Origin of the sequence: Haladaptatus sp. DJG-WS-42 (assembly GCF_037198285.1) — an archaeon.
GTDB lineage: Archaea > Halobacteriota > Halobacteria > Halobacteriales > Halococcaceae > QDMS2.
On record NZ_CP147243.1, the window covers coordinates 169,584 to 190,414 of the forward strand.

The 20,831-nt window shown below is 60.3% G+C and carries 20 protein-coding genes and 1 tRNA gene; 10 read left to right on the top strand and 11 right to left on the bottom strand.

Translation table 11 applies throughout. From position 1 onward, the window contains the following. Nucleotides 1-52 precede the first annotated feature (52 nt). Nucleotides 53-547 (top strand): helix-turn-helix domain-containing protein, encoded by a 495-nt coding sequence (locus V5N47_RS00865; protein WP_338728908.1) that lies wholly within the window; start codon nt 53-55, stop codon nt 545-547. 5 nt (nt 548-552) lie between these two features. Here the strand turns inward: V5N47_RS00865 and rocF are convergent, their stop codons facing one another. Next, entirely contained in the window at nt 553-1,473 is a 921-nt protein-coding gene (rocF, locus tag V5N47_RS00870) for an arginase (protein WP_338728909.1), read from the bottom strand. A gap of 39 nt (nt 1,474-1,512) precedes the next feature. Next, on the bottom strand, nt 1,513-2,430 hold the full coding sequence (locus V5N47_RS00875) for an NAD-dependent epimerase/dehydratase family protein (RefSeq protein ID WP_338728910.1): 918 nt from the start codon (nt 2,428-2,430) through the stop codon (nt 1,513-1,515). 167 nt (nt 2,431-2,597) lie between these two features. On the opposite strand from V5N47_RS00875, the gene V5N47_RS00880 reads away from it, so the two are divergent. The 3 genes from V5N47_RS00880 (at nt 2,598) to V5N47_RS00890 (ending at nt 5,681) form a co-directional block, all read left to right on the top strand. Then, nucleotides 2,598-3,131, top strand: coding sequence for an Rrf2 family transcriptional regulator (locus V5N47_RS00880; RefSeq protein ID WP_338728911.1), 534 nt, complete (start codon nt 2,598-2,600; stop codon nt 3,129-3,131). 134 nt (nt 3,132-3,265) lie between these two features. Next, nucleotides 3,266-4,423: an NAD(P)/FAD-dependent oxidoreductase gene (locus V5N47_RS00885; RefSeq protein WP_338728912.1), complete on the top strand. Its 1,158-nt coding sequence runs from the start codon at nt 3,266-3,268 to the stop codon at nt 4,421-4,423. Between the two features lie 304 nt (nt 4,424-4,727). Then, nucleotides 4,728-5,681, top strand: a complete 954-nt coding sequence (locus V5N47_RS00890) for a hypothetical protein (protein ID WP_338728913.1) — start codon at nt 4,728-4,730, stop codon at nt 5,679-5,681. A 13-nt stretch (nt 5,682-5,694) separates the two neighbouring features. Here the strand turns inward: V5N47_RS00890 and V5N47_RS00895 are convergent, their stop codons facing one another. Together V5N47_RS00895 and cdd are read right to left on the bottom strand one after the other, a co-directional pair. Then, nucleotides 5,695-6,510, bottom strand: coding sequence for a nucleoside phosphorylase (locus V5N47_RS00895; protein ID WP_338728914.1), 816 nt, complete (start codon nt 6,508-6,510; stop codon nt 5,695-5,697). Continuing rightward, entirely contained in the window at nt 6,510-6,896 is a 387-nt protein-coding gene (cdd, locus tag V5N47_RS00900) for a cytidine deaminase (RefSeq protein WP_338728915.1), read from the bottom strand. The genes V5N47_RS00895 and cdd overlap by 1 nt, the downstream gene beginning before the upstream one ends. 147 nt (nt 6,897-7,043) lie before the next feature. Between cdd and V5N47_RS00905 the strand changes: the two genes are divergently transcribed. Continuing rightward, complete coding sequence (locus V5N47_RS00905) at nt 7,044-7,799, top strand: SDR family oxidoreductase (protein ID WP_338728916.1); 756 nt, start codon at nt 7,044-7,046, stop codon at nt 7,797-7,799. 20 nt (nt 7,800-7,819) lie between these two features. On the opposite strand, the gene V5N47_RS00910 is transcribed toward V5N47_RS00905, so the two are convergent. The 6 genes from V5N47_RS00910 to V5N47_RS00935 form a co-directional block, all read right to left on the bottom strand. Continuing rightward, nucleotides 7,820-8,893, bottom strand: a complete 1,074-nt coding sequence (locus tag V5N47_RS00910; protein WP_338728917.1) for an ABC transporter permease — start codon at nt 8,891-8,893, stop codon at nt 7,820-7,822. Beyond that, the gene (locus V5N47_RS00915; protein WP_338728918.1) at nt 8,890-10,077 is read right to left on the bottom strand and encodes an ABC transporter permease; all 1,188 of its coding nucleotides are present in this window, start codon (nt 10,075-10,077) and stop codon (nt 8,890-8,892) included. The genes V5N47_RS00910 and V5N47_RS00915 overlap by 4 nt, the downstream gene beginning before the upstream one ends. Next, nucleotides 10,074-11,621: an ABC transporter ATP-binding protein gene (locus V5N47_RS00920; RefSeq protein WP_338728919.1), complete on the bottom strand. Its 1,548-nt coding sequence runs from the start codon at nt 11,619-11,621 to the stop codon at nt 10,074-10,076. Before V5N47_RS00920 ends, V5N47_RS00915 begins: the two co-directional genes overlap by 4 nt. Nucleotides 11,622-11,686: 65 nt before the next feature. Further along, nucleotides 11,687-12,802, bottom strand: a complete 1,116-nt coding sequence (locus V5N47_RS00925) for a BMP family protein (RefSeq protein ID WP_338728920.1) — start codon at nt 12,800-12,802, stop codon at nt 11,687-11,689. Between the two features lie 62 nt (nt 12,803-12,864). After that, the gene (locus tag V5N47_RS00930; protein WP_338728921.1) at nt 12,865-14,217 is read right to left on the bottom strand and encodes a phosphopentomutase/phosphoglucosamine mutase; all 1,353 of its coding nucleotides are present in this window, start codon (nt 14,215-14,217) and stop codon (nt 12,865-12,867) included. 47 nt (nt 14,218-14,264) lie between these two features. Then, on the bottom strand, nt 14,265-14,726 hold the full coding sequence (locus V5N47_RS00935) for a DUF5793 family protein (RefSeq protein ID WP_338728922.1): 462 nt from the start codon (nt 14,724-14,726) through the stop codon (nt 14,265-14,267). A gap of 96 nt (nt 14,727-14,822) precedes the next feature. Here V5N47_RS00935 and V5N47_RS00940 point away from each other — a divergent pair, with 96 nt between their 5' ends. The 4 genes from V5N47_RS00940 (at nt 14,823) to V5N47_RS00955 (ending at nt 19,827) form a co-directional block, all read left to right on the top strand. After that, nucleotides 14,823-15,323 carry a hypothetical protein gene (locus V5N47_RS00940; RefSeq protein ID WP_338728923.1) on the top strand — a complete coding sequence of 167 codons (501 nt, stop codon included), beginning with the start codon at nt 14,823-14,825 and terminating at the stop codon, nt 15,321-15,323. 81 nt (nt 15,324-15,404) lie between these two features. Continuing rightward, nucleotides 15,405-17,060: a type II/IV secretion system ATPase subunit gene (locus V5N47_RS00945; protein WP_338728924.1), complete on the top strand. Its 1,656-nt coding sequence runs from the start codon at nt 15,405-15,407 to the stop codon at nt 17,058-17,060. Then, on the top strand, nt 17,060-19,144 hold the full coding sequence (locus tag V5N47_RS00950) for a type II secretion system F family protein (RefSeq protein WP_338728925.1): 2,085 nt from the start codon (nt 17,060-17,062) through the stop codon (nt 19,142-19,144). Before V5N47_RS00945 ends, V5N47_RS00950 begins: the two co-directional genes overlap by 1 nt. A gap of 38 nt (nt 19,145-19,182) precedes the next feature. After that, nucleotides 19,183-19,827, top strand: coding sequence for a class I SAM-dependent methyltransferase (locus V5N47_RS00955; RefSeq protein WP_338728926.1), 645 nt, complete (start codon nt 19,183-19,185; stop codon nt 19,825-19,827). Here V5N47_RS00955 and V5N47_RS00960 read toward each other — a convergent pair. Further along, nucleotides 19,814-20,215, bottom strand: coding sequence for a universal stress protein (locus V5N47_RS00960; protein ID WP_338728927.1), 402 nt, complete (start codon nt 20,213-20,215; stop codon nt 19,814-19,816). The genes V5N47_RS00955 and V5N47_RS00960 overlap by 14 nt on opposite strands. Nucleotides 20,216-20,487: 272 nt before the next feature. Between V5N47_RS00960 and V5N47_RS00965 the strand changes: the two genes are divergently transcribed. After that, a tRNA-Gly gene (locus V5N47_RS00965) sits at nt 20,488-20,558 on the top strand. Nucleotides 20,559-20,831 lie beyond the last annotated feature (273 nt).

Here is a 20,831-nt window from a genome sequence, read left to right on the forward strand (position 1 = left end):
TCCAACCAGGCACCCGGTGCCGGTCGCTGGCAGTCGTACCACCCGACAAACAATGCCACTGGACAAAAACCGGTTTAACGACCTCTGGGGGAATCTCAACGACGTCCTCGAGGAGTTTATCGAACCGCCCGATGGTGAACGCGAGTTGGGCGACGAGGAGCCACAGATACGTGACGAGCAGGCAGCACCAACCGCTGAATCACCCACTGAATCGCCGCTCGACCAGTTGATATCGAGCGAGTCAAAGTCGAAGGCGGAAATCGTCCTCGAAACCGGGATGACGCCACAAGAACTGCTCATCGAACTGCTCGATGAGTACGATGGCAAGATGCGCCAACAGCAGGTCGTGAATGCGACGGGGTGGTCTGAAGCCTCCGTGAGTCGCCTCCTCACGAAGATGGAGCACGCAGAACAGATCACTCGGGTGCAGATTGGCAACGAAAAAGTCGTCTTTCTCCCAGACCACGTCCCTGACGCGGCCAAACACCCCTTCCAGCGAATTGCAGATGAGGAGATCCGTCGAGAGAGAATCGTAAACCGGAGTTGAGCGGGCTACAGAATCGTCTTCCCGAGGACGCTTGCGGCGAGTTCAGTTGCTAGTTCTGCAGTTTCGTTGTGTTCGTCGAGAATCGGATTCACTTCGACGATTTCGAGCGAGCGCATGAAGTCTGTTGCCCTGTTTTCCGCCGCAACGATTTCGAGTGCTGCGTGTGCCTCGCGGTAGGTGACGCCACCGCGAACGGGCGTCCCGACGCCGGGTGCTTCGTTCGGGTCGAGCCAGTCCATGTCGAGGCTGACGTGGACGCCATCGACGCCATCGCATGCGATTTCAATGGCATCGTCGACCACGGCTGAGACGCCGTATTCGTCGATATCGGACATCGTGAATGCCGTGATGTCGCTTTCGCGGATGGCCTCACGCTCGGCTTCGTCGACGCTCCGGAGGCCAACGATGACGATGTTCTCTTCGCGAACGTTCGGGGCGTGCGCCCACTCTGTGTCTGCAAATTCGTCGCGGCCGAGCACCGCCGCGAGCGGCATCCCGTGGACGTTCCCGCTCGGCGAGGTCGAGGGAGTGTTGAAGTCGCCGTGGGCGTCGAACCAGATGACACCGAGGCTCGCGTCTCTCGCGGCACCGGCCATCGTGCCAATCGCAATCGAGTGGTCGCCGCCGAGAACGAGCGGGAACTCGCCTGCGGACAGCGCAGCGGCAACGGTGTCCGCGAGTCGAGTGCACACCGTCGCCGTCTCATCGAGATATTTTGCCTTCCCGTGTTTTGGCTCACCGGCTTCCGGGTCGCGTAAGTGGGCGTGTGGGACGGTGATGTCGCCTGCATCGTTACAGGTGATGTCGAGTTTTTCCAGTCGGTCTACGAGGCCCGCGTATCGAATCGCAGAGGGGCCCATGTCAACCCCACGTCGGTCTGCGCCGAGGTCCATCGGAACCCCGATGAGTCGTGCTGGTTGCTGCATACAAACCACTACACGACAGGCCCTGAAAAAAGGAGTCGATTACTGATATTGTGCGCAGACGAGTTCCAGCCCTTCCTTGAAGGAGATGGCTGGTTCCCAGCCGGTTTCTGCTTTCATCTTCGAGCTGTCTGCCATCGTGTCGTGGACGTACACGTCCTCGGAGATGGGATTCTCGATGTACTCGGGTTCGACGCTCGTCCCAAGGGTGTCATTCAATTTCTCGACGAGCGTGGTGATGGTGTAGCTCTCGCCCGTGCCGAGGTTGTAGATGCCGGTGAGTTGGTGGTCTGCAGCGAGTTCGAGGCCACGGACGATGTCAGAGACGTGGGTGAAATCTCGGGTTTGGGTGCCGTCACCGTAGATGACTGGCGCCTCACCATTCGCAATATCGTCTGCGAACTGAGCGATAAGATTCGCGTACTCGCCTTTGTGTTCTTCTGCGCCGCCGTAGCCCTGGTACACCGAGAAAAACCGCATGCCTGCCATGTGCATGTCGTAGTGGTGGGCGAAGTACTCACCGTAGCGTTCGCGGGCGAGTTTCGACGCCTCGTATCCAGTCCGTGCAGCCACGCTCATCGACTCGGGAGAGGGTTCGGTTTGATTGCCGTAAATCGAGGACGTCGAAGCGTACACCACCGTGTCACACCCGTCGAGACGCGCTTGGTTCACGGTATTCACAAACCCTTCGACGTTGACGCGCGCGCCGGTCACTGGGTCGTCTTCGTGCATCTGATACGAGGAGAGAGCCGCGAGATGGAACACCACGTCAACGTCGGTCGGGAGGTCGTCATCGAGGACGCTTGTTTCGACGAATTCAACCGACGAATCGAGGTTCTCCGGCGTCCCGAGGTAACAATCATCGACGGCGATAACGTCGTTGTCTGTGGCGAGGTGGTTCGCGAGGTTCGAGCCGATGAATCCGGCCCCACCAGTCACGAGCACACGCATATCGTTCATTACCACAGCTAGATAGATGTGGGTGCAAAGAGGTACCGGAAACGGGACTCCAGCGACAATCTGTCCCGTCGCCTGCACGTAATTTCTGTCACTAATGTGTCTCGTACCCGGTCGATTTATCACGTACTATCCGCCGCCTTTAAGGAAATCTATCACGAAAGACGCCTATGTCATCAATTGAGCTGACCCCGAGCCAGAAACGCATCCTCTCTGCCCTGATTAACCTCCATCGCCAGACCGAAGACGCAGTAAAAGGCGAAGACATTGCGGCGGAAGTAGACCGGAATCCGGGCACAATTCGCAACCAGATGCAGAGCCTGAAAGCACTGCAACTGGTCGAAGGTGTCCCCGGCCCGAAAGGCGGCTACAAACCAACCGCAAACGCCTACGAAGCCCTCGAAATCCAGGACATGGACCAGCCAGCAGAGGTGCCGCTGTTCCACAACGGTGAGGCCGTAGACGGCGCAAACGTCACCCAGATCAACCTCTCGAGCGTCCACCACCCAGAACTCTGCCGTGCAGAGATTTCGCTTCGCGGCTCCATCCGTGAGTTCCACGAAGGCGACGAGGTCACCGTTGGCCCGACGCCGCTCTCGAAACTCGTCATCGAAGGCGTCGTTGACGGCAAAGACGACACAGACAACGTCATCATCCTGACGATTGACGACATGAAAGCGCCCGTCGGCGAGCCAAAGAAGTAACCCTCACTCTCATTTCAGTTTCTTCGCGGCGAGTGGCGACACGCTGCTAATTGGTGGCAATTATCATTGAAATCGGCCGCGGACGGCGTGACGATTCCAAAGCCTTTGTATCTCAGGACTTCAGAGTTGCCACCATGACCGAGAATATCGTGGTGCTCGGCGCGGGCTACGCCGGCGCAGCCGCGATTCAGAGCCTTGAAGCCGAAGTTGATAACGCAGATATTACCTGGATTTCGAAAGAGGACTATCATCTCGTCCTCCACGAAGTCCACCGTTGCATCCGCGACCCGAGCGTCCGGGACAAGATTTCGCTCCCCATCGCGGACATCAAATCTCCGAGCACTCGATTTATCAAAGCAGAGGTCGAGTCCGTCGACACCGACGACCGTGAAATCGAGCTTGACGACGGCTCGACCGTTGACTACGACTACCTCGTCGTTGGCCTCGGGTCGAAGACGGCCTACTACGGCATCCCGGGCTTAGAAGAAAACTCCCTCACGCTCAAAGGGCTAGACGACGCCCTCGAAATCCACAACCAGATCAAGGACGCCGCCCGTGAAGCCTCCCGCAACGACCCCGCCAAAATCGCCATCGGTGGCGCTGGGCTCTCGGGCATCCAGACCGCTGGTGAAATCGCGGAGTTCCGCGACATGCACCGCGCGCCACTCGAGATTTACCTCGTCGAAGCGATGGAGGAAATCTTCCCCGGACAGGACCCCGAAGTGCAGGGTGCCCTCAGAAAGCGTCTCCTCAAAGCCGACATCAACATCCTCACGAACGACCCAATCACCGAAGCTGCAGCAGACACCATCTACTTCGACGAGGGCGAACCCCTCGAGTTCGACGTGTTTGTCTGGACCGGCGGTATCACGGGACAGGACGCCCTCGAAGAGGCGAACGTCGAGAAGAACCACAACCGCGTGAACGCAGACGCGACGTTCCAGACCTCAGACGAGCGCGTGTTCGCCCTCGGCGACTCCGCTATCATCGAACAGCTCAACCAAGAGCGCCCCGCCCCGCCAACGGCACAGGCCGCGTGGCAGGCAGGCGGCGTCATCGGCGAGAACGTTGCACGCGCCATGAACGGACAGGCGCTCACCTCGTGGAGCTACAAAGACAAGGGGACGGTCGTCTCCATCGGCGACGACGCCGTTGCCCACAACGTCATGATGGTGCCAATCGGCACGTTCGGCGGCCCCGCAGCAAAAGTGCTGAAGAAGTCTATCGCTACCCGGTGGATTGCTGACGTGACCTCGGTGGGTCGCGCCGTCTCCGCTTGGGGCGACATGTAGAAGTCGGGAATCACGTTTCTGTTGCTGTCTGTGAGTGAGTCACCGAATTTGTTACTGGTTTCACGACCGGTCACCGCGAATGCGACTGACACCAGTTGACTGTCGCTTTCTGCGGTCTGTCTCGATTAACTGCGTGTTACGGCGGTGTAGTTGGCATAACAATGGCACAGACTGTCCACCTCTATCCTAGGGACTAGAGATGCACTGAGGCGAGCGAGTACCTGACGCGCCTCTCGGTCCACGACAAGGGGTGGAAATCATGACAGCAATCATTTCACGAAGAGCAGTTCTCAGAACAATCGGCATGGGTGGTCTCGTTCTCGCGATGGGAACCGTGAAAGCCGACGCGTGTGACGGCGTCGAGATACTGTTCTCCTTCGACGCCGCAAGCGGCGAGCTCCCGGAGAACCTCGCAGTCGATAGACGGGGGAACAAATATCTCGGCATGTCGACGCTCGGAGAACTCTGGAAAGTTCCAGCCGACAATACGACCCCGGAGACGCTTGCGACCTTCAGTGTCGGTGCAGGCTTCGGTGTGCTTGGCGTGACGGTCACTCCACAGGGAACCGCCTTCGTCTGCTTGTTGACCGGTGTTGGTGAGGGCGACGACGCAGCAGACACCCACGGTATCTGGAAAGTAGAACGGGATGGGACGAAATCGCTTGTTGCCCCGCTCCCGCCAACGACGTTCCCGAACGATCTCATGGCGTTCAGAGACGGGTTGCTCGTCACAGATTCTATCGGTGGCGCAGTCTGGTACGTGACCGAAGGGAGTGCCACGCCGTGGAGTACGGCGGAACTCCTCGAAGGAACGGGCGCGTTTGGCTTTGGGTTCCCCATCGGTGCAAACGGCATCGTCCGCGGCAAGGACGGTGCGGTCTACGTCGGCGTCTCAGAGCGAGGACACATCGTCAGGATTCCGGTCAACCCGGATGGAAGTGGGGGAACACCCGAACTGTTCGTCGCAGACGACCGGATTTTTGGGTGTGATGGAATTACCCTCGACAACCGTGGAAACCTCTACGTTGCGGTCATCGCACAGAACACCATCGTTCGGGTGAACGCCGATACTACGATAGAAACGCTGGCAACTGCCGAAGATGGTCTCGACGGCCCGTCGGACGTCGCGTTCGGAACGTCCCGGAATGAACAGCAATCGCTGTTCATCACCAACTTCGCGCTGCTCAACGCGGAGAATCCGATGCCAGGACTTGCAACGCTTTGCGTTGGGGTTCCTGGTCGGCCAGTAAACAGGTAACCCGAAGCCTGAGCTATTCGAGTGGGATGCCCGGATGCCACTGGTCGGCTCCGGCTTCCGCCGCGGCTTCGTCCATCTTCGCTAAGAGCCTCACCGCGAGAGAAGCTGTCTCCGCGGCGCGGCCTTCGCCTTCGGTGCGGAACTCGCCAGTGACGCGATTCGCGTAGACGGTGCAGACCGCACCCGCGCGAAGCCCGTAGATGTTGGCGATGGTCATGATGGCCGCGGCCTCCATCTCGATGTTCTTCACGTTCGCGTCCTTGAGTTCTTCAATCATCTCCTCGGCACCGCGGGCTTCAAAGCCCTCGAACCCGGCGCGACCCTGCCCGGCGTAGAAGCTGTCTGCGGACATCGTGATACCGGTGTGGTAGTCGTAGCCGAGGCGTTCTGCGGCTGCAATGAGCGCCATGACGACTTGTTGGTCTGCGACGGCGGGGTAATCCTCGCGGACGTATTCGGAACTCGTGCCTTCTTGGCGAACGCCACCGGTCGTAATCACGAGGTCACCAACGTCCATCTCGGGTTGGATTGCGCCACAGGAGCCAACGCGGATGAACGTGTCCACGCCGATGCGCGCGAGCTCTTCGACGGCGATGGCTGCGGAGGGGCTGCCGATGCCCGTGGAGGTGACGCTAATCTGCGCGCCATCGTAGCTGCCGGTTGCAGTGCGATATTCGCGGTGTGCACCGCGAATCTCGAAGTCGTCCCAGAACTGGGTAATCTTCTCTACGCGCTCTGGGTCTCCTGGGAGGAGCACGGCGTTTGCAACGTCGTCGGAGCTGACGCCGAGGTGATACTGTACGTCGTCGTTTGGGTCTTCTGCGTCCATTATTTGAGGTGAGATTCGGTGATGGTGTTCGGGAGCAGTTCGCCAAGGGTGTATTCTGTCACGTCTTCGCCTTCGTCACAGAGGACGGTGAGGGAAGGGTCGCAGAACTCAGACAGCGTCTGGCGACACATGCCACAGGGCGTGACGCCGTCGCGTCGCCCGGAGCTGACGGCGATGCGGGCGAAGTCGCGGTGGCCGTTTTTGACGGCTTCCGCGATGGCGACTTCCTCTGCGTGCAGGGAGTTCGAGTAGTTCGCGTTCTCCAGATTACACCCGGTGAACACGGTTCCGTCTGCGGTTTCAAGGGCTGCACCCACGCGATAGTCGGAGTACGGCACGTGTGCCGCCGACTGAATCTCGCGAGCGGCCGCGATGAGGGCGTCCATGCGCGACCTATGCGGAGGCGGTAAAAATAGCCACCGTGATTGCCTGAGAACTGTTGCGTGCGAAAGGTGACTGAGACAGTCAGAGAACCCTGAACTTGAAAGAATGTTGATATAGAATTGTCCCTTCTGTATCGTGGGGGACCCAAAATGAACGGAATTGACGGAAAGGTAGCGATAGTTACGGGAGCGAGTTCGGGAATTGGCCGTGCCACGGCACTGCGGTTTGCCGAAGAGGGCGCAAACGTCGTCGTCACAGATGTGCTCGAAGACGGTGGCCACGAGACAGTCGAATTGATAACCGACGCAGGCGGCGAGGCGACGTTCATCCGAGTCGATGTGACGGACGACGCAGACGTGACCGCGATGGTCGAGACGACGCTCGACGTGTACGGTGGCCTCGATTTCGCCCACAACAACGCCGGTATCGAAGGCGAGATGTCACAACTCGCAGACACGCCGGACGACGACTGGGCGCGCGTCATCGACGTGAACCTGACCGGCGTCTGGCGCTGTATGAAACACGAGATTCCGGTAATGGTAGAACACGGTGGTGGCGCCATCGTCAACACGTCGTCGGTCGCCGGACTGATGGCCGCTGGTGGCGGCCCCTACGTGGCGAGCAAACACGGCGTCATCGGCCTCACGCGCGTTGCGGCTGTCGAATACGCCAAACAGGGCATCCGCGTGAACGCGGTCTGTCCGGGCGTCGTCGACACGCCGATGGTGCGCCGCGCTGCGGAGGACACGCCGGAGCTCGTAGACCAGTTCGTCGCCATGCAACCGCTCGGCAGGCAGGCGCAACCCGAAGAAATCGCGAGCGCCGTTGTCTACCTCTGTAGTGACGACGCCTCGTTCATCACGGCGCACCCGCTCCCGGTCGATGGCGGGCTGTTGTCTACCTAACCGGAAAAATGCTTTTTCGCTCAATCTTCGCCCGAGTCGTAGTGGTCGCCAGCCGCGGCTGGCAGGCGCGTCCGGCCAACGAGCGCGAGCACGACGATGACGAGCACGAACGGAATCATCTGGATGATGGATTTCGGAATGCCGATGCCGAGAATCTGCAGGCGGAACTGCAGGGCTTCGAGCGTTGCGAACAACAACGAGGCGAGGAACGTTCCGACTGGGTTGTAGTTCCCGAACAGGTAGGCGGTGATGGCGATGAAGCCACGCCCGTTGACGATGGTCGCGCCGCCGCCGGTGAACTTCCCGACGAGCACGAGCGAGAGCGCCGCGCCGCCGATGCCGGTGAGTGCCCCAGAAAGCAGGACGCTCCCGTAGCGCACGCGGCGCACGTCGATACCCGCGGTGTCGAGTGCCTTCGGATTCTCACCGCTCGCGCGAATCCACTGCCCGAACGGCGTGTGGTAGAGGAAGTACCACGAGGCGGGCACGGCGATGAGCAGCATGTACACCGTTGGGTTCGCGTCGAACAGGATTGGCCCGACGACGGGTATCTGTGAGAGCCCCGGAATCGCAACCGTACTGAGCGTGTTCACGCTCGGAGAGTCGAACTGGCTGAACAGCACTTGCGCGGCGAACGGGCCGAGCCCAAGCGCAATCAGCCAGACGGCGAGACCAGCGATAATTTGGTCTGCCTCTAAGTCGATGGTGACCACGGCGAACAGCAGGGAGAGCAGGATGCTCGTGAGGACGCCAATGGCGAATCCAACCCACACCATGGTTTCTGAGGCCGCGCCGGGGTCGCCAGTCAACAGGGCGATGCTCGCCGCACCCGCGAATGCGGAGACGATGAGCAGGCCTTCGAGGCCGATGTTGATGACGCCCGCTTTCTCTGCGAACAGGCCACCGAGAGCAGCGAAAGCGATTGGAACCGCGGTGCGGAGCGCGGCAGACGCGAGGTTGCCGTCAATGAGGGCAAACACTTCGCCTGCCGTCTCTGGGTCGGTGACGGCAAGCGCGAGGACGGCGACCACCGCGAGAGCGCCAGTGCCGAGCGCGACTTTGCCGCGTTTGTCGAGTTGTTGGTATCGGTTCATTGGTCTTCACCGCCGTCGGTTGCGACGGCTGAATTCGAGCCGACGTTGAATCGCGTGCCGAGCATGCGGAAGAACTCGGGCATGGCGACGAACAGGATGATGAGGCCACGAAGGACGCCCACCAGCTGTGAGGGAACGTCGAGATTGAAGTCAATCGCGACGCGCCCGACTTTGAGCATGCCGAACAGGAACGCCGCAAAGATGGCTCCCACCGGATTGTTCCCGGCAAGGATGGAGACGGTGATGCCGTCGAACCCGAACGCCGGAGCCGTTGGCATCCAGCGGCCGGTCACCATCAGGATGTAGACCGCACCGGCGATGCCACCGAGCGCGCCCGACAGTCCCATCGAGATGACGGTCATCTTCTTCGCGCTGACGCCGCTGTAGGCGGCCGCGCCTTCCTGAATCCCGCTAATACGCAGGTCGTAGCCGAATGCCGTGCGTGCGAGGAACCACGTCATCGCGGCGACGAGTGAGAGTGCAATTGCGAGCGCGACGAGCGAGAAGTCACCCGGGAAGATTGACGAATCGAGCATCGCGTAGTCCGGAATCCGCGCCGTCTGCGTGTTGTTCGTGCTGTTCGGGTCTTTGAACCACGTCGAGACGATGAGCAGCGAGAGGAACGTCGCGATGAAGTTCAGCATGATGGTCGTGATGACTTCGTTGGCCTCTGCATAGGCCTTCAGCGCACCCGGGATGGCCCCGTAGAGGCCGCCAATGAGCGCACCAACGAACAGGCCGAGCGGAATCAAGATGAGGCCGCCAACGAGGCCGCCGGGGAGCGACGAAGCGAGCAGTGGGACGGTGATAGCCGTCGCCATAGAGCCCATCACGAACTGTCCCTGCGTCCCGATGTTGAACAGGCCAGCGCGGAACGCGAGTGCGACCGACAGCCCGGTCAGCAGGAGAATCGTCGTCTGCTGGAGCGTCTCACCGAACACGCCCGCATTCGAGAACGGGCCGGTGAACAGTTCGAGGTACACCGAGACGGGGTTGTAACACGAGTAGCCCACGCCCGGGAAGAACAGCACTGGTTGGGAACACTGTGCAACGAATCCGGCGGCCAGCACGACGATGCCACCGACGAAAATCGACGCGATGAGCGCGGCGATGCTGATGAGAATGCGTTCGAGGTTCGAGGCGGTGGTCATCCGCGCAACGGCGGCTTCGAACTGCTGTTTCACGAGTGGTCACCCCCGTCGAATCCAGCGGGATACTCCCCTGCCATGAGCAAGCCAAGTTCTTCTTCGGTCACGTTTTCGGGGTTGACGATAGCCATAAATTCGCCGTCGTGCATCACCGCAAGCCGGTCTGAAAGTTGGGTGACTTCTTCGAGTTTCGAGGAGACGAGTAAGACAGCCGTCCCCTCGTTTCTGAGGTCGATGAGTCGGTCGTGGATGAACTCAATCGACCCCACGTCCACGCCGCGCGTCGGGTGGGCGGCGACGACGAAGTCCGGATTCCGCTTGAACTCACGGCCAACGATGAACTTCTGTTGGTTCCCGCCTGAAAGCGACTCCGCGGTCGCGCGTTTGTCCGGCGGTCGCACGTCGTACTCGTCGATGATGTCTGCTGCGTGATTCTCGGTGTAGTCCCAGTCGATGCGCACGCCGCTCGCAAACGGCGCTGTATGCTGGTTGCCGAGGGCGGCGTTCTGGATAAGGTCGTAGTCCATGACGACACCACTTTCCTGCCTGTCTTCTGGGATGTAGGACATCCCGCGCTCGATGCGCCCTCTGCGCGGGAGGTCGGTGATGGTGTCGCCCTGATAGATAATGTCGCCCGTATCAATTGACGACAGCCCGGTGACGGCGTTGATGAGTTCCGACTGCCCGTTGCCGTCAACGCCTGCAATGCCGAACACTTCGCCCGCACGAACTTCGAAGTCTAAGTCAGATAATTTCGCCACGCCGCGGTCGTCGCGGACGCTCACCGAATCGACGCCGAGCACCTGCGAGCCGGGGTCTGCAGGCGCTTTATCGACTTCGAGCATGACCTCGCGGCCGACCATCAGCTCTGCGAGTTCTTCGCGGCTCGTGTCGTTCGCATCGACGCTGCCGACGTTCTTGCCGTCGCGGAGGACGGTGATGTCGTCTGCGGCCTCCATCGCCTCGCCGAGCTTGTGCGAGATGAAGATGATGGTCTTTCCTTGGTCGGTCAGTTCGTCAAACACGGTGAACAGCTCCTCTACCTCTTGGGGGGTGAGGACGGCTGTTGGCTCGTCGAGGATGAGGATATCTGCGCCCCGATAGAGGGCTTTCAGAATCTCGACGCGCTGTTGTTCACCGACACTCACTTTTTCGAGTGGCGCGGTGGGGTCTACGTCGAATCCGTATTTGTCGGCGAGTTCGGTGACTTCGGTGATGGCCTTCTGTCGGTCCATCGCCATGCCGAACCACTTTCGTGGTTCGTTCCCGAGGACGACGTTGTCTGCGACAGTCATCGGGTCGACCAGCATGAAGTGCTGGTGTATCATTCCGATGCCGGTCTTGATGGCGTCGCGGGGGGAGGAGAAGTCGCGGGGGGTGCCGTTTATGTTGACGGTGCCCTCGTTTGGCTTGTACAGTCCATAAAGGACGTTCATGAGGGTCGTCTTTCCGGCACCGTTCTCACCGAGCAGCGCGTGGACGCTTCCCTGCTCGACGGTCAGGTCGACATTGTCGTTGGCAACTACGCCCGGAAACCGCTTTGTAATCCCGGCTAGTCGTACGGCTGGTGTCTCACTCATTGAAATAGTTCCGCTAGTTTGCCCGAGGCTTCGGAGGGTTCAGGCAAGTATTGAACGGTTTCCGATTACAGCTCGGACGGAACCGTAATCTCGCCGTCTACGATCTGCTGTTTGCTCTCTTCGAGTTTGCTCTTTACGTCCTCGGGGATAGAGGAGCCGAGTTCCTGCCCGTACACTGCCTCGACACCGCCTTCGTCGAGACCGAGGCGGTTCTCGACGCCACCTTCGAAGCTGCCGTTGACGACGGCTTCGACCGACTCGTACACGGCGAGGTCAACGTGCTTGACCATGCTCGCGAGGATGACGTTCTTGTACTCGGCGTTGGATTTCGACTGGTCTGCGTCGACACCCATTGCGAAGCGTCCCTTCTGACGGGCAGCCTGGAAGACACCGAGACCGGTACCACCAGCGGCGTGGTAGACGATGTCCGCGCCGTTTTCGTACATCGTGAGCGCGATTTCTTTGCCCTTTGCGGGGTCGTTGAACGCGCCAGCGTAGGCGGACTGGACTTCGATGCTGTCGTCGTGGTGGGCAACGCCTGCTTTGAAGCCAGCGAGGAACTTTTCGATGAGCGGAATCTCGAAACCACCCACGAAGCCAACGGACTTCTGGTCTGGTTTCGTGGCGCTGTCGCCCGCGCTAAACTCTTGGGTCGTGAGCAGTGCCGAGAGGTAGCCAATCTGGAACGAGCCTTGGTGCTCTTTAAAGCGGTAGTTTGCGACGTTGCCGAGCATCTCGCCGTCTTCGGTCTGGGCAGTTTCGTCGATGAGGACGAAGCTCTGGTCTGGGAACTCTTGGGCGTTCGAGACCATCCCGTCTTTCTGGACGAAGCCGACGCCCGTCACGAGGTCGTAGTTCGGGTCGGTCTCCTGGGCGAAGCGCTTCTGGAGGTCGCCGACCTGCGAGGCTTCCTCTGGCTCTGCGTTCTCGTACGCCACGTTGTACTCTTCTGCGGCTTGTTTGACGCCTTGGTGGGCCATGTCGTTGAACGACTTGTCACCGAGACCGCCGGTGGCGTACACCATGCCCACGTTGACTGGGTCTTCGCCACCCTCGCCACCGTCGCCGCCGTCGGTGGATTCGCCGCCAGAGGATGAGTTCGTGTTCGTGGTACAACCGGCGAGGCCAGCGACACCGAGGGCGCTCGCTGCTTTGAGGAATCGTCTTCGGTCGACAGGCATGTCTCACAAAAGAAACGAAGAACTCTATAAATCGTTCGTTTTAGATTACAGTATGTGGTGGCTTAGCGCTTCACAACGGCTGTTTTTACGATTTCTATGACCGTGGAAACAAGGGTATCCACGTCCGCACTTTCTGCATACACTCTGACATACGGCTCGGTCCCGCTCGGGCGAACGAGCACCCACGACCCGTCTTCTCGTTCGAGGCGAACGCCGTACTCAGTTGATACAGTTGCGTCGGGGAAGGCGGCGGGAAGCGCCGTTTCGAGTTCAGCCATCGCGGCTTCCTTCCGGTCGTCGGGACACTCGGTGCTCACTTTGCGGTACGGGCGTTCGGTGACTGGTTCGCGGAGTGCAGAGAGGCCGTGAGCGGCGACGAGTCGGGCGAACACCGCGGCGCTCGCAGGGCCGTCAATCCAGCCGCCGAACTGGGTGTGGATGTGTTTCCACGGCTCTGCGGCGAACACGACGCGCGTCCCCTCTGTGCCGTTTTCGAGCGCGGTTTCGATACCTTCGTGGAGCGCGCCAAGTCGAATGCGCTCGACGCGACCACCGGCGTCGCGGACGCGCTCGTCGATGCGCGCAGAGGCGTTCGGCGTCGTCACGACGACGGGGTCTTCTGCGTCGCTCGTGCGCACGTAGTGTTCTGCGAAGATGGCGACGATGGTGTCCTCGTGGACGACTTCGCCATTGCCGTCTAAAAACACCGCACGATCTGCGTCGCCGTCGTGCCCGATGCCGAAGGCGAAATCGCCGTCTGCGAGGAACGCCCGCAGGTCTGCGAGCGTCTCGGGGGTTGGCTTGCTCTCGCGGCCGGGGAAGTGACCGTCTACGTTGCCGTTCAGCGTGACGACGTGCGCGCCGAGTTCGCGGAGGACGTAGGGCGTGGCGAGCGCGGCCATCCCGTTGCCGCAGTCGACGACGACTTTGAGGCCGTCGAGCGGCGCACCCATCGACGTCCCGTACTCACAGACGGCCTTCCGGTAGGCGGAGAGCGGTTCGCTCGTGCTCGCGACACCCCACTCGTCCCAATCGAGGGGCGATTGCCCTGCTTCGACCCGTTGTTCGATGCGGCGTTCTGCGTCGCGGTCGTATTCGACACCATCGCAAAAGAGTTTGAGCCCGTTGTCCTGTGGCGGGTTGTGACTCGCCGTAATCATCACGCCGTGTCGACCCTGCGCGGCGAATGCAAGCGCCGGAGTCGGCAGTTGTCCGGCGCGGTAGACGGTCGCACCGGCGCTTTCGAGTCCGGCTTCGAGGGCCGCGGCGAGCGCGGGGCCGGTTTCGCGGCCGTCGCGCCCAACGACGAATTCATCGTGTTCGTCGCCGGCGGCTCTGCCAACGGCGAGCGCCAGCGACGGCGTCACTCGGTCGCGGGCGCTTCCGCGGATACCCGCTGTTCCGAACAGTTCCATACCCCAAATTTTGCTGGCGGCTATTTATTTCCACGTAGTTCGAACCGTCAGAGTTCGACGCCGCTCGGGATGAGACTGTGTTGGTGGAGCAACTCACCCGTGTGGCTATAGACGAGGAAGGTCGCCTTCTCGAATGCAACGTCCTCTTCTGTGCCGTCTAACTGAAGGGTGTAGTGTTTCTCACCGTCCGAGAGATTACCATACCGCCGCGCGACGCGGATGAATCGGAGCACTTCGCGGGTTTCGAGATTTACTTCCAAGATGAACTCGCCGGTGGTCCGATTGGTCACCGCGAGGACGCCGTCGCTCCCGTCCGTAGTGAGGGGGCGTTTCAGTCGGAACGAAACGTCAACATCGGCGGCGGCGAGCGGTGTTCCATCGGCATGATTGTGCCACCCGCTGAACTTCTCACGCGGGCCGGTGTAAGAAATCGAAAGCGTTGGTTGCTGGGGCTCTGAGGTGTCGTCGTCGAGGTTTGTGAGGGAGACCCCGAAATAATCGCGCCTCATTGCGTGTGTCAAAGAGGCGCATAGGTATGAACGTACCGTTGTGTCAGACGCCCGTCTTGCGGTACTTTTTACTCACTGACAGTGGCGATGTGCAATATGGCATGGGTCAATAGTGAGTATGCAAACGAACTCGCCGTGTTGGCGACGTGGCTCTCGGCGCTGATGCCGTGGTCGTTTTCGTTCGCATCACTTGATTTCGGAACCGTCGTCGTCGTTCGATTTCTGTTCTTCCATATCCAGTACGTGCTCGGCGTCTCGTTTGGTGAGCAAGAACAGATTCTGTTCACCGTCCTCGAACTGCAGACGTTCTACGAAAACGCCCAGACCATCCTCGCCCAGCAGCTGTGGTTGGTCGGCGCAGTCGTGTTCATCCTCGCACTCGCGTTCAGCATCGCTCTATATCTCGCAGAAGACCGCGTAGCTGGCGCGCGCGCAGACCCCGTGCGGGTACTCGGTGGGCTGTTGCTCCTCACCGGGCTCGTGCTCACCGGCGCGACGGTCTTGCTCTACCAGTCGTTCATCGGCGTCGCTATCCCGCTTGGCGCGCTGTTCTTGCTCGTATTTGGCGTCACGCTCCTTCGGGTCGAACGCGCCTGAGATAGGGTCGGATTTATGTAGGTTCCGCCTGTCAGTCATGACAATAACCGGACGCCCACGTGGGGCAACGGCGGGGATTCCATGGCAAACGAGTTATCATCTGAAACTACCACACAGGCACACCACGACGAAGAAGCGAGCGTGCTCTCGCAGTTTCAACAGTGGCTTTCGCGCACATCGAAGATGTTGACCGGTTCGACGCTCAGCCTCACGAACTACGACCCGACCGCAGACGGGCCGCTCGTGACGTTCAGCGGGCTTGCTGGCTGGGAAGAACTCGACCGCTATTGGGTGAACGCCCCGTTCGCATTCGTCGCCATTCTCTACAGTCCCGAGAAAAACGACCACCGCTATCACGTCGTCGAGCCAGACCTCTCACCGGTCGAAGCCCGGTTGCTCGAAACGCTCGTAGACGACATCCGCGACCCGCTGCTGTACCGAGGCTCGACGAACACCGACCCCGAAGTGGTGTTGAAAGACGAACTCAGAAAGCGCCTTGAGGAGTACGGTGCGAGCGTCGAGATGGCGACATTCTACCGCCTGTTTTACTACCTCAATCGCTCGTTTCTCGGCTACGGCAAACTCGACCCGCTCATGCACGACCCACACGTAGAAGACATCTCGTGTGACGGCTACGACATCCCGTTGTTCATCTACCACGACGAACAGGACAACATCGAAACCACCATCACCTTCAGCCAAGCGGAACTCGACAACTTCGTCATCCAACTCGCCCAGCGCTCGGGTAAGCACATCTCGATTGGCGCACCCGTCGTCGGGACGACGCTCCCAGACGGCAGTCGTGCAGAACTCGTCATGGGCGAGGAAGTGACGCCACGCGGCTCTGCGTTCACGATTCGCCGCTACGCAACCGACCCGTTCACGCCAATCGACCTCATCAACTACGGGACGTTCACCCTCCGCCAGATGGCATATCTCTGGCTCGGCATCGAAAATGGACGGTCGCTCATCTTCGCGGGCGGGACGGCATCTGGGAAGACCACATCGATGAACGCCGTGTCGATGTTCATTCCACCGCGTGCGAAGGTGTTGACCATCGAAGACACCCACGAACTCACGCTCTTTCACGACAACTGGCTTTCTTCGGTCACCCGCGAACGCCTCGATGAGGGGGCAGACATCACGATGTACGACCTGCTTCGCTCCGCGCTGCGCCACCGTCCCGAGTACATCATCGTCGGCGAGGTGCGCGGTGAAGAGGCAATGACGCTGTTTCAGGCGATGAACACGGGTCACACCACCTACTCGACGATGCACGCAGACAGCGTCCAAACGGCCATCAACCGCCTCGAAAACGAACCCATCAACGTCCCACGCCAAATGGTCCAATCGCTCGACATCCTCTGCATCCAGTCGCTTGTCCGCGTCGAAGGCGAACGTTCGCGGCGCAATCGGACGATCGCTGAAATCGAGGGTATCAACCAACGCACGGGCGAACTCGACTACTCGACTGCGTACACGTGGGACGCGAGCACGGACACCGTCTCAGAGGGGACCAGTACCGTGTTAGACGAAATCAGAGACGAACGTGGGTGGTCGCAGAGCCAACTGCTCAATGAGGTGCGCAATCGTCGTCGCTTCCTCGAATATCTGCGCGAAGAAGGGATAAACGACTATCGGCAGTTCACCGCGATGGTAAACAAATACTACGCCGATACGGACGCGGTGATGGCGCAGGTTGACGCACACCGCACACAGGGACACGCAGCAGAATAATGGCTCAGATACCGCTTTCCGTGCTTCCGTTGGGTCTCGTCGCGATTGTTGTGGTGCTCCTCGCCGCCACCCCGTACAGCGACCGCCTCGACCGAATATCCACGCGTCTCGCCCTCGCGTCGTTCGGAAATCAGGTCGATAAAACAGCCACGCGTTTGGCGCGACGACGCACGCTCCAGCGCGCACACATCAACGTTCCGTACCGGGTGTACGCATCGAAATCGCTGCTGTACAGCGGGATTGTCGCCATCTGTGGAGCCATCATCGGTGCGTATCTCGCCACTTCGTTGCTCCTCGCCGTTGCCGTATGGAACGCACAGCTCGTCACCCAGATTCCCGCGCTGTCAGCCCTTGGACGGCTTCCCGGCGCACAGATTCCCGCGCTGCGACAGTTCCTATTCTTATTCTTCTCGGGCATCACCAGCGGTTTGCTCGCCGGGTACGCGACCTTCCGGCTTCGCTGGGGCGTTCCGAAAGCCTCCGCGGACGGGCGCGAACGCCGGATTGATGCGAGTCTCGCGCGGACAGTTGCGTTCATGTACGCCCTGTCGCGTGGCGGGATGGCGTTCCCGAAAATCATGCAGGCACTCCGCGACAACAGCGCCGTCTACGGCGAATCAGCGACGGAGTTCGCCGTCGCCGTCAGAGACATGGAGTTGCTCGGGGCAGACATCCTCACCGCCATTCAACGTGTCTCGCGGCGGACGCCGAGTCCGGAACTCAAAACCTTCCTCGAAAACCTCGCAAGCAACCTCCAGAGCGGCCAGAGCGTCTCCGTGTTTCTGCGAGAGGAGTACGACCGCCGAAAGCAAGAGGCAGAGGTTCGCCAGACATCGTTTCTCGAACTGCTCGGGGCGTTCGCGGAAGGCTACGTGTCGCTGCTCGTCGTCGGGCCGTTGTTCTTCATCACGGTGTTGCTCATCATCGGGCTCGTGAGCGGCGGGACGTTGGTCGCGCTCCAGGTGGTCGTCTATCTCGTGGTTCCCATCGCGACGCTCGCGTTCATCGTCTTTCTCGACCGCTATACGAATCCGACGGGCGGGTTTGCAAAGGAACGAACTGCAGTGTCATCACCGCTCGCCGTCACGGGTGTTCGCACGACCGACGCACCGGATGCGGCACGTGCACTCCCAGACGGCGGCTACGCCACGAATACGGAGCGTGAGGTGCAGGCGCAATTGAATCTGTACGAGCACTTTCGCACCATCGCGACGGTGCTCGAACGCCCGGTACAGACGCTAATCTCTCGACCGTTCGTGTTGCTCTACGTGACCGTCCCACTCGCCACGCTCTGGGTGATGGTTCATGCGTGGCCCGCGTTTATCCGCGGGACTGCGTCGATTCTGGTGCTTGACGACATCCTCGTCCAAAGCGTCCTGTTTATCACAGCAACGTTCGCGCTTGTCTGGGAGATGCACACCCACAGACGCGACACCATCGAAGCCGCGATTCCCGAATTGTTCGAACGTCTTGCGAGCCTCAACGAAGCTGGCATGTCAGTCGTTGGTGGTATCGAAAACATCCGATACAGCGACCTCGGGGCACTCGATACAGAGATGGAGCGAATCTGGCAGGACATCACGTTCGGCGCGGACGTTGAGACGGCGCTCCACCGCTTTGACCAGCGCGTTCGGGCACCGGGCGTTTCCCGCGCAGTGACGCTCATCACGAACGCAATCCGGGCGAGCGGCGACATCGCACCCGTGCTCAGAATCGCCGCAGATGAATCGCGCTCGCTCCAGCAACTGAAAGAAAAGCGCGAACAGGAGATGGTGGTCTATCTCATCATCACGTACATTTCGTTTTTCGTCTTCCTCCTCATCGTCTACGTGATGGTGAACGTGTTCATCCCGAGCATCCCATCGGGTGAACTCGTCGAATCGACCGGATTGACGGGACAAGTTGCGGGAATCACTGACGCAGGAAAACTCCAGTACACGACGGTTTTCTTCCACGCGGCGCTCATTCAGGGCTTTTTCTCCGGCCTCGTGGGCGGGCAGATGAGCGAAGGAACGATTCGAGCGGGCGCAAAGCACGCGACGGTGATGTTGCTCATCGCCTACGGGATGTTCCTCTTCGTCTGAGACAGAACTGAAAAGGCTTCAGAGCAAGTTGTGCGGGTATGGAACGGTCACGACAGGCGGTCAAAGACACCTACGACCGCATTGCGGCACATTTCTCGAAAACCCGTGAGTATGCGTGGCCAGAGATTGAGTCGTTTCTCGACAGCCAACAGCGCGTCCACACTGCCCTCGACGTCGGCTGTGGAAACGGGAGACACACGGAACTGCTCGCGGGCAGAGCAGACCAAGCAATCGGCCTCGACGTGAGCACAGGGCTCCTTCACGAAGCCCGCAAGCGTGCCACTGAGCGCGAGTTTGAAGCCGATTTTGTCGCTGGTGACGCGGCTTCGCTCCCATTCACTCACGACAGCATCACCCTCGCCGTCTACGTGGCGACGCTCCACCACCTCCCCGAACGCGAGCTTCGCCAAGCAAGTCTGAATGAACTGGCTCGCGTGCTCACATCGGGGAGCCGCGCGCTCGTGAGCGCATGGTCAACCGCCCACGACAGCTTCGACCACGAGGGAGACGAAGGGTTCGACACGATGGTCGATTGGACGCTCCCCGGTGGCGAAACCGTCCCGCGATTCTACCACATCTACGCGCCAGCAGAGTTCGAAGCCGACCTTGCAGCGAGTAATCTGCGCGTCGAGCAAACCGAAATTTCGAGCGGGAACTGTTATGCGGTCGTCACGCCGGAATGACCGTCACGGGGACGGGCGCGTGCTTTACGATGGTTTCTGAGGTGCTCCCGAGCAGGAAGTCTTCGAGCCGCCCGCGTTCGCCGTGGCGGCCGATGACGACTTGGTCGTAGTCGTCGGCTTCGAGGAGCGAAACGATGTGCTCGCCAATTTTGACGGAGGCCTTCGGCGAGTCGAGGCCGAGGCTCGTCACGAGTTCTGGCTCCGCGTCGATGCCAGCGGCTGAGAGCCTGTCTGTGGCTTTTTTGAGGAGTTCTTCGCTCGCGTCGGTCTCGTAGTCGGTGATGTGGATCACGTGGAGGGTGACGCCGCCCATGTTGTAGAGGTCGAGTGCGTAATCTAAGGCGGCGAAGCTACAGTCAGAGCCGTCGATGGGAACCAGGACGCGCATACGCCTAGATGGCCACCGGGCTACAAAAGATTCGTGCCGAGAAAAAGAAACACCCTTAACGGGGCACGATTTACACCTACTTGCGACACACGATTACCACGTCTGGCCTGGGCGGGTCGGACACGGTGTGGAGTATCATATCGTCGCGTGCTCGGGTTCTTCTGACCCGATTGCGCAACTTTCGTGTGATCGGTCCCCTCGTCGGTGTTCAAACAGAGCGCCGGTGTCTCGCGGAACGAAGTGACGCGAGGCTCGGGGCGCGAATGAAACGAGCGCCGGTGGTCTAACGGCATGACTTTGGCCTTCCAAGCCAACGATCCGGGTTCAATTCCCGGCCGGCGCATTCTGCGAGGAACAACGTGACGAGCGGATGCGCTACGGCGGGAATTGTGAACCCTGCAAGTCGCAGCGCGCGAGCGAAGTGAGCGCGACCGTCTTGCTCTGGTTCAATTCCCGGCCGGCGCACTCCCTGCGGTCGTTTGCCGCCCGACGTTCACCTCGCTTCGCTCGGTGAACTCCCGGAGAGACGAGGTCTCTCCGGCGTTCGCACCACTGACGCGGTGCTCACTCCCGGCCGGCGCATACCACAACCTCCCCTTATAGCGGTTTTCAGCAG

Coding starts and splice junctions, on each gene's coding strand:
- V5N47_RS00910 (WP_338728917.1), bottom strand. CDS start 8,893: ATGAACCGATACCAACAACTCGACAAACGCGGCAAAGTCGCGCTCGGC.
- V5N47_RS00885 (WP_338728912.1), top strand. CDS start 3,266: ATGACCGAGAATATCGTGGTGCTCGGCGCGGGCTACGCCGGCGCAGCC.
- V5N47_RS00950 (WP_338728925.1), top strand. CDS start 17,060: ATGGCTCAGATACCGCTTTCCGTGCTTCCGTTGGGTCTCGTCGCGATT.
- V5N47_RS00945 (WP_338728924.1), top strand. CDS start 15,405: ATGGCAAACGAGTTATCATCTGAAACTACCACACAGGCACACCACGAC.
- V5N47_RS00940 (WP_338728923.1), top strand. CDS start 14,823: ATGGCATGGGTCAATAGTGAGTATGCAAACGAACTCGCCGTGTTGGCG.
- V5N47_RS00925 (WP_338728920.1), bottom strand. CDS start 12,802: ATGCCTGTCGACCGAAGACGATTCCTCAAAGCAGCGAGCGCCCTCGGT.
- V5N47_RS00895 (WP_338728914.1), bottom strand. CDS start 6,510: ATGGACGCAGAAGACCCAAACGACGACGTACAGTATCACCTCGGCGTC.
- V5N47_RS00935 (WP_338728922.1), bottom strand. CDS start 14,726: ATGAGGCGCGATTATTTCGGGGTCTCCCTCACAAACCTCGACGACGAC.
- V5N47_RS00880 (WP_338728911.1), top strand. CDS start 2,598: ATGTCATCAATTGAGCTGACCCCGAGCCAGAAACGCATCCTCTCTGCC.
- rocF (WP_338728909.1), bottom strand. CDS start 1,473: ATGCAGCAACCAGCACGACTCATCGGGGTTCCGATGGACCTCGGCGCA.
- V5N47_RS00890 (WP_338728913.1), top strand. CDS start 4,728: ATGGGTGGTCTCGTTCTCGCGATGGGAACCGTGAAAGCCGACGCGTGT.
- V5N47_RS00960 (WP_338728927.1), bottom strand. CDS start 20,215: ATGCGCGTCCTGGTTCCCATCGACGGCTCTGACTGTAGCTTCGCCGCC.
- V5N47_RS00930 (WP_338728921.1), bottom strand. CDS start 14,217: ATGGAACTGTTCGGAACAGCGGGTATCCGCGGAAGCGCCCGCGACCGA.
- V5N47_RS00955 (WP_338728926.1), top strand. CDS start 19,183: ATGGAACGGTCACGACAGGCGGTCAAAGACACCTACGACCGCATTGCG.
- cdd (WP_338728915.1), bottom strand. CDS start 6,896: ATGGACGCCCTCATCGCGGCCGCTCGCGAGATTCAGTCGGCGGCACAC.
- V5N47_RS00905 (WP_338728916.1), top strand. CDS start 7,044: ATGAACGGAATTGACGGAAAGGTAGCGATAGTTACGGGAGCGAGTTCG.
- V5N47_RS00875 (WP_338728910.1), bottom strand. CDS start 2,430: ATGAACGATATGCGTGTGCTCGTGACTGGTGGGGCCGGATTCATCGGC.
- V5N47_RS00920 (WP_338728919.1), bottom strand. CDS start 11,621: ATGAGTGAGACACCAGCCGTACGACTAGCCGGGATTACAAAGCGGTTT.
- V5N47_RS00865 (WP_338728908.1), top strand. CDS start 53: ATGCCACTGGACAAAAACCGGTTTAACGACCTCTGGGGGAATCTCAAC.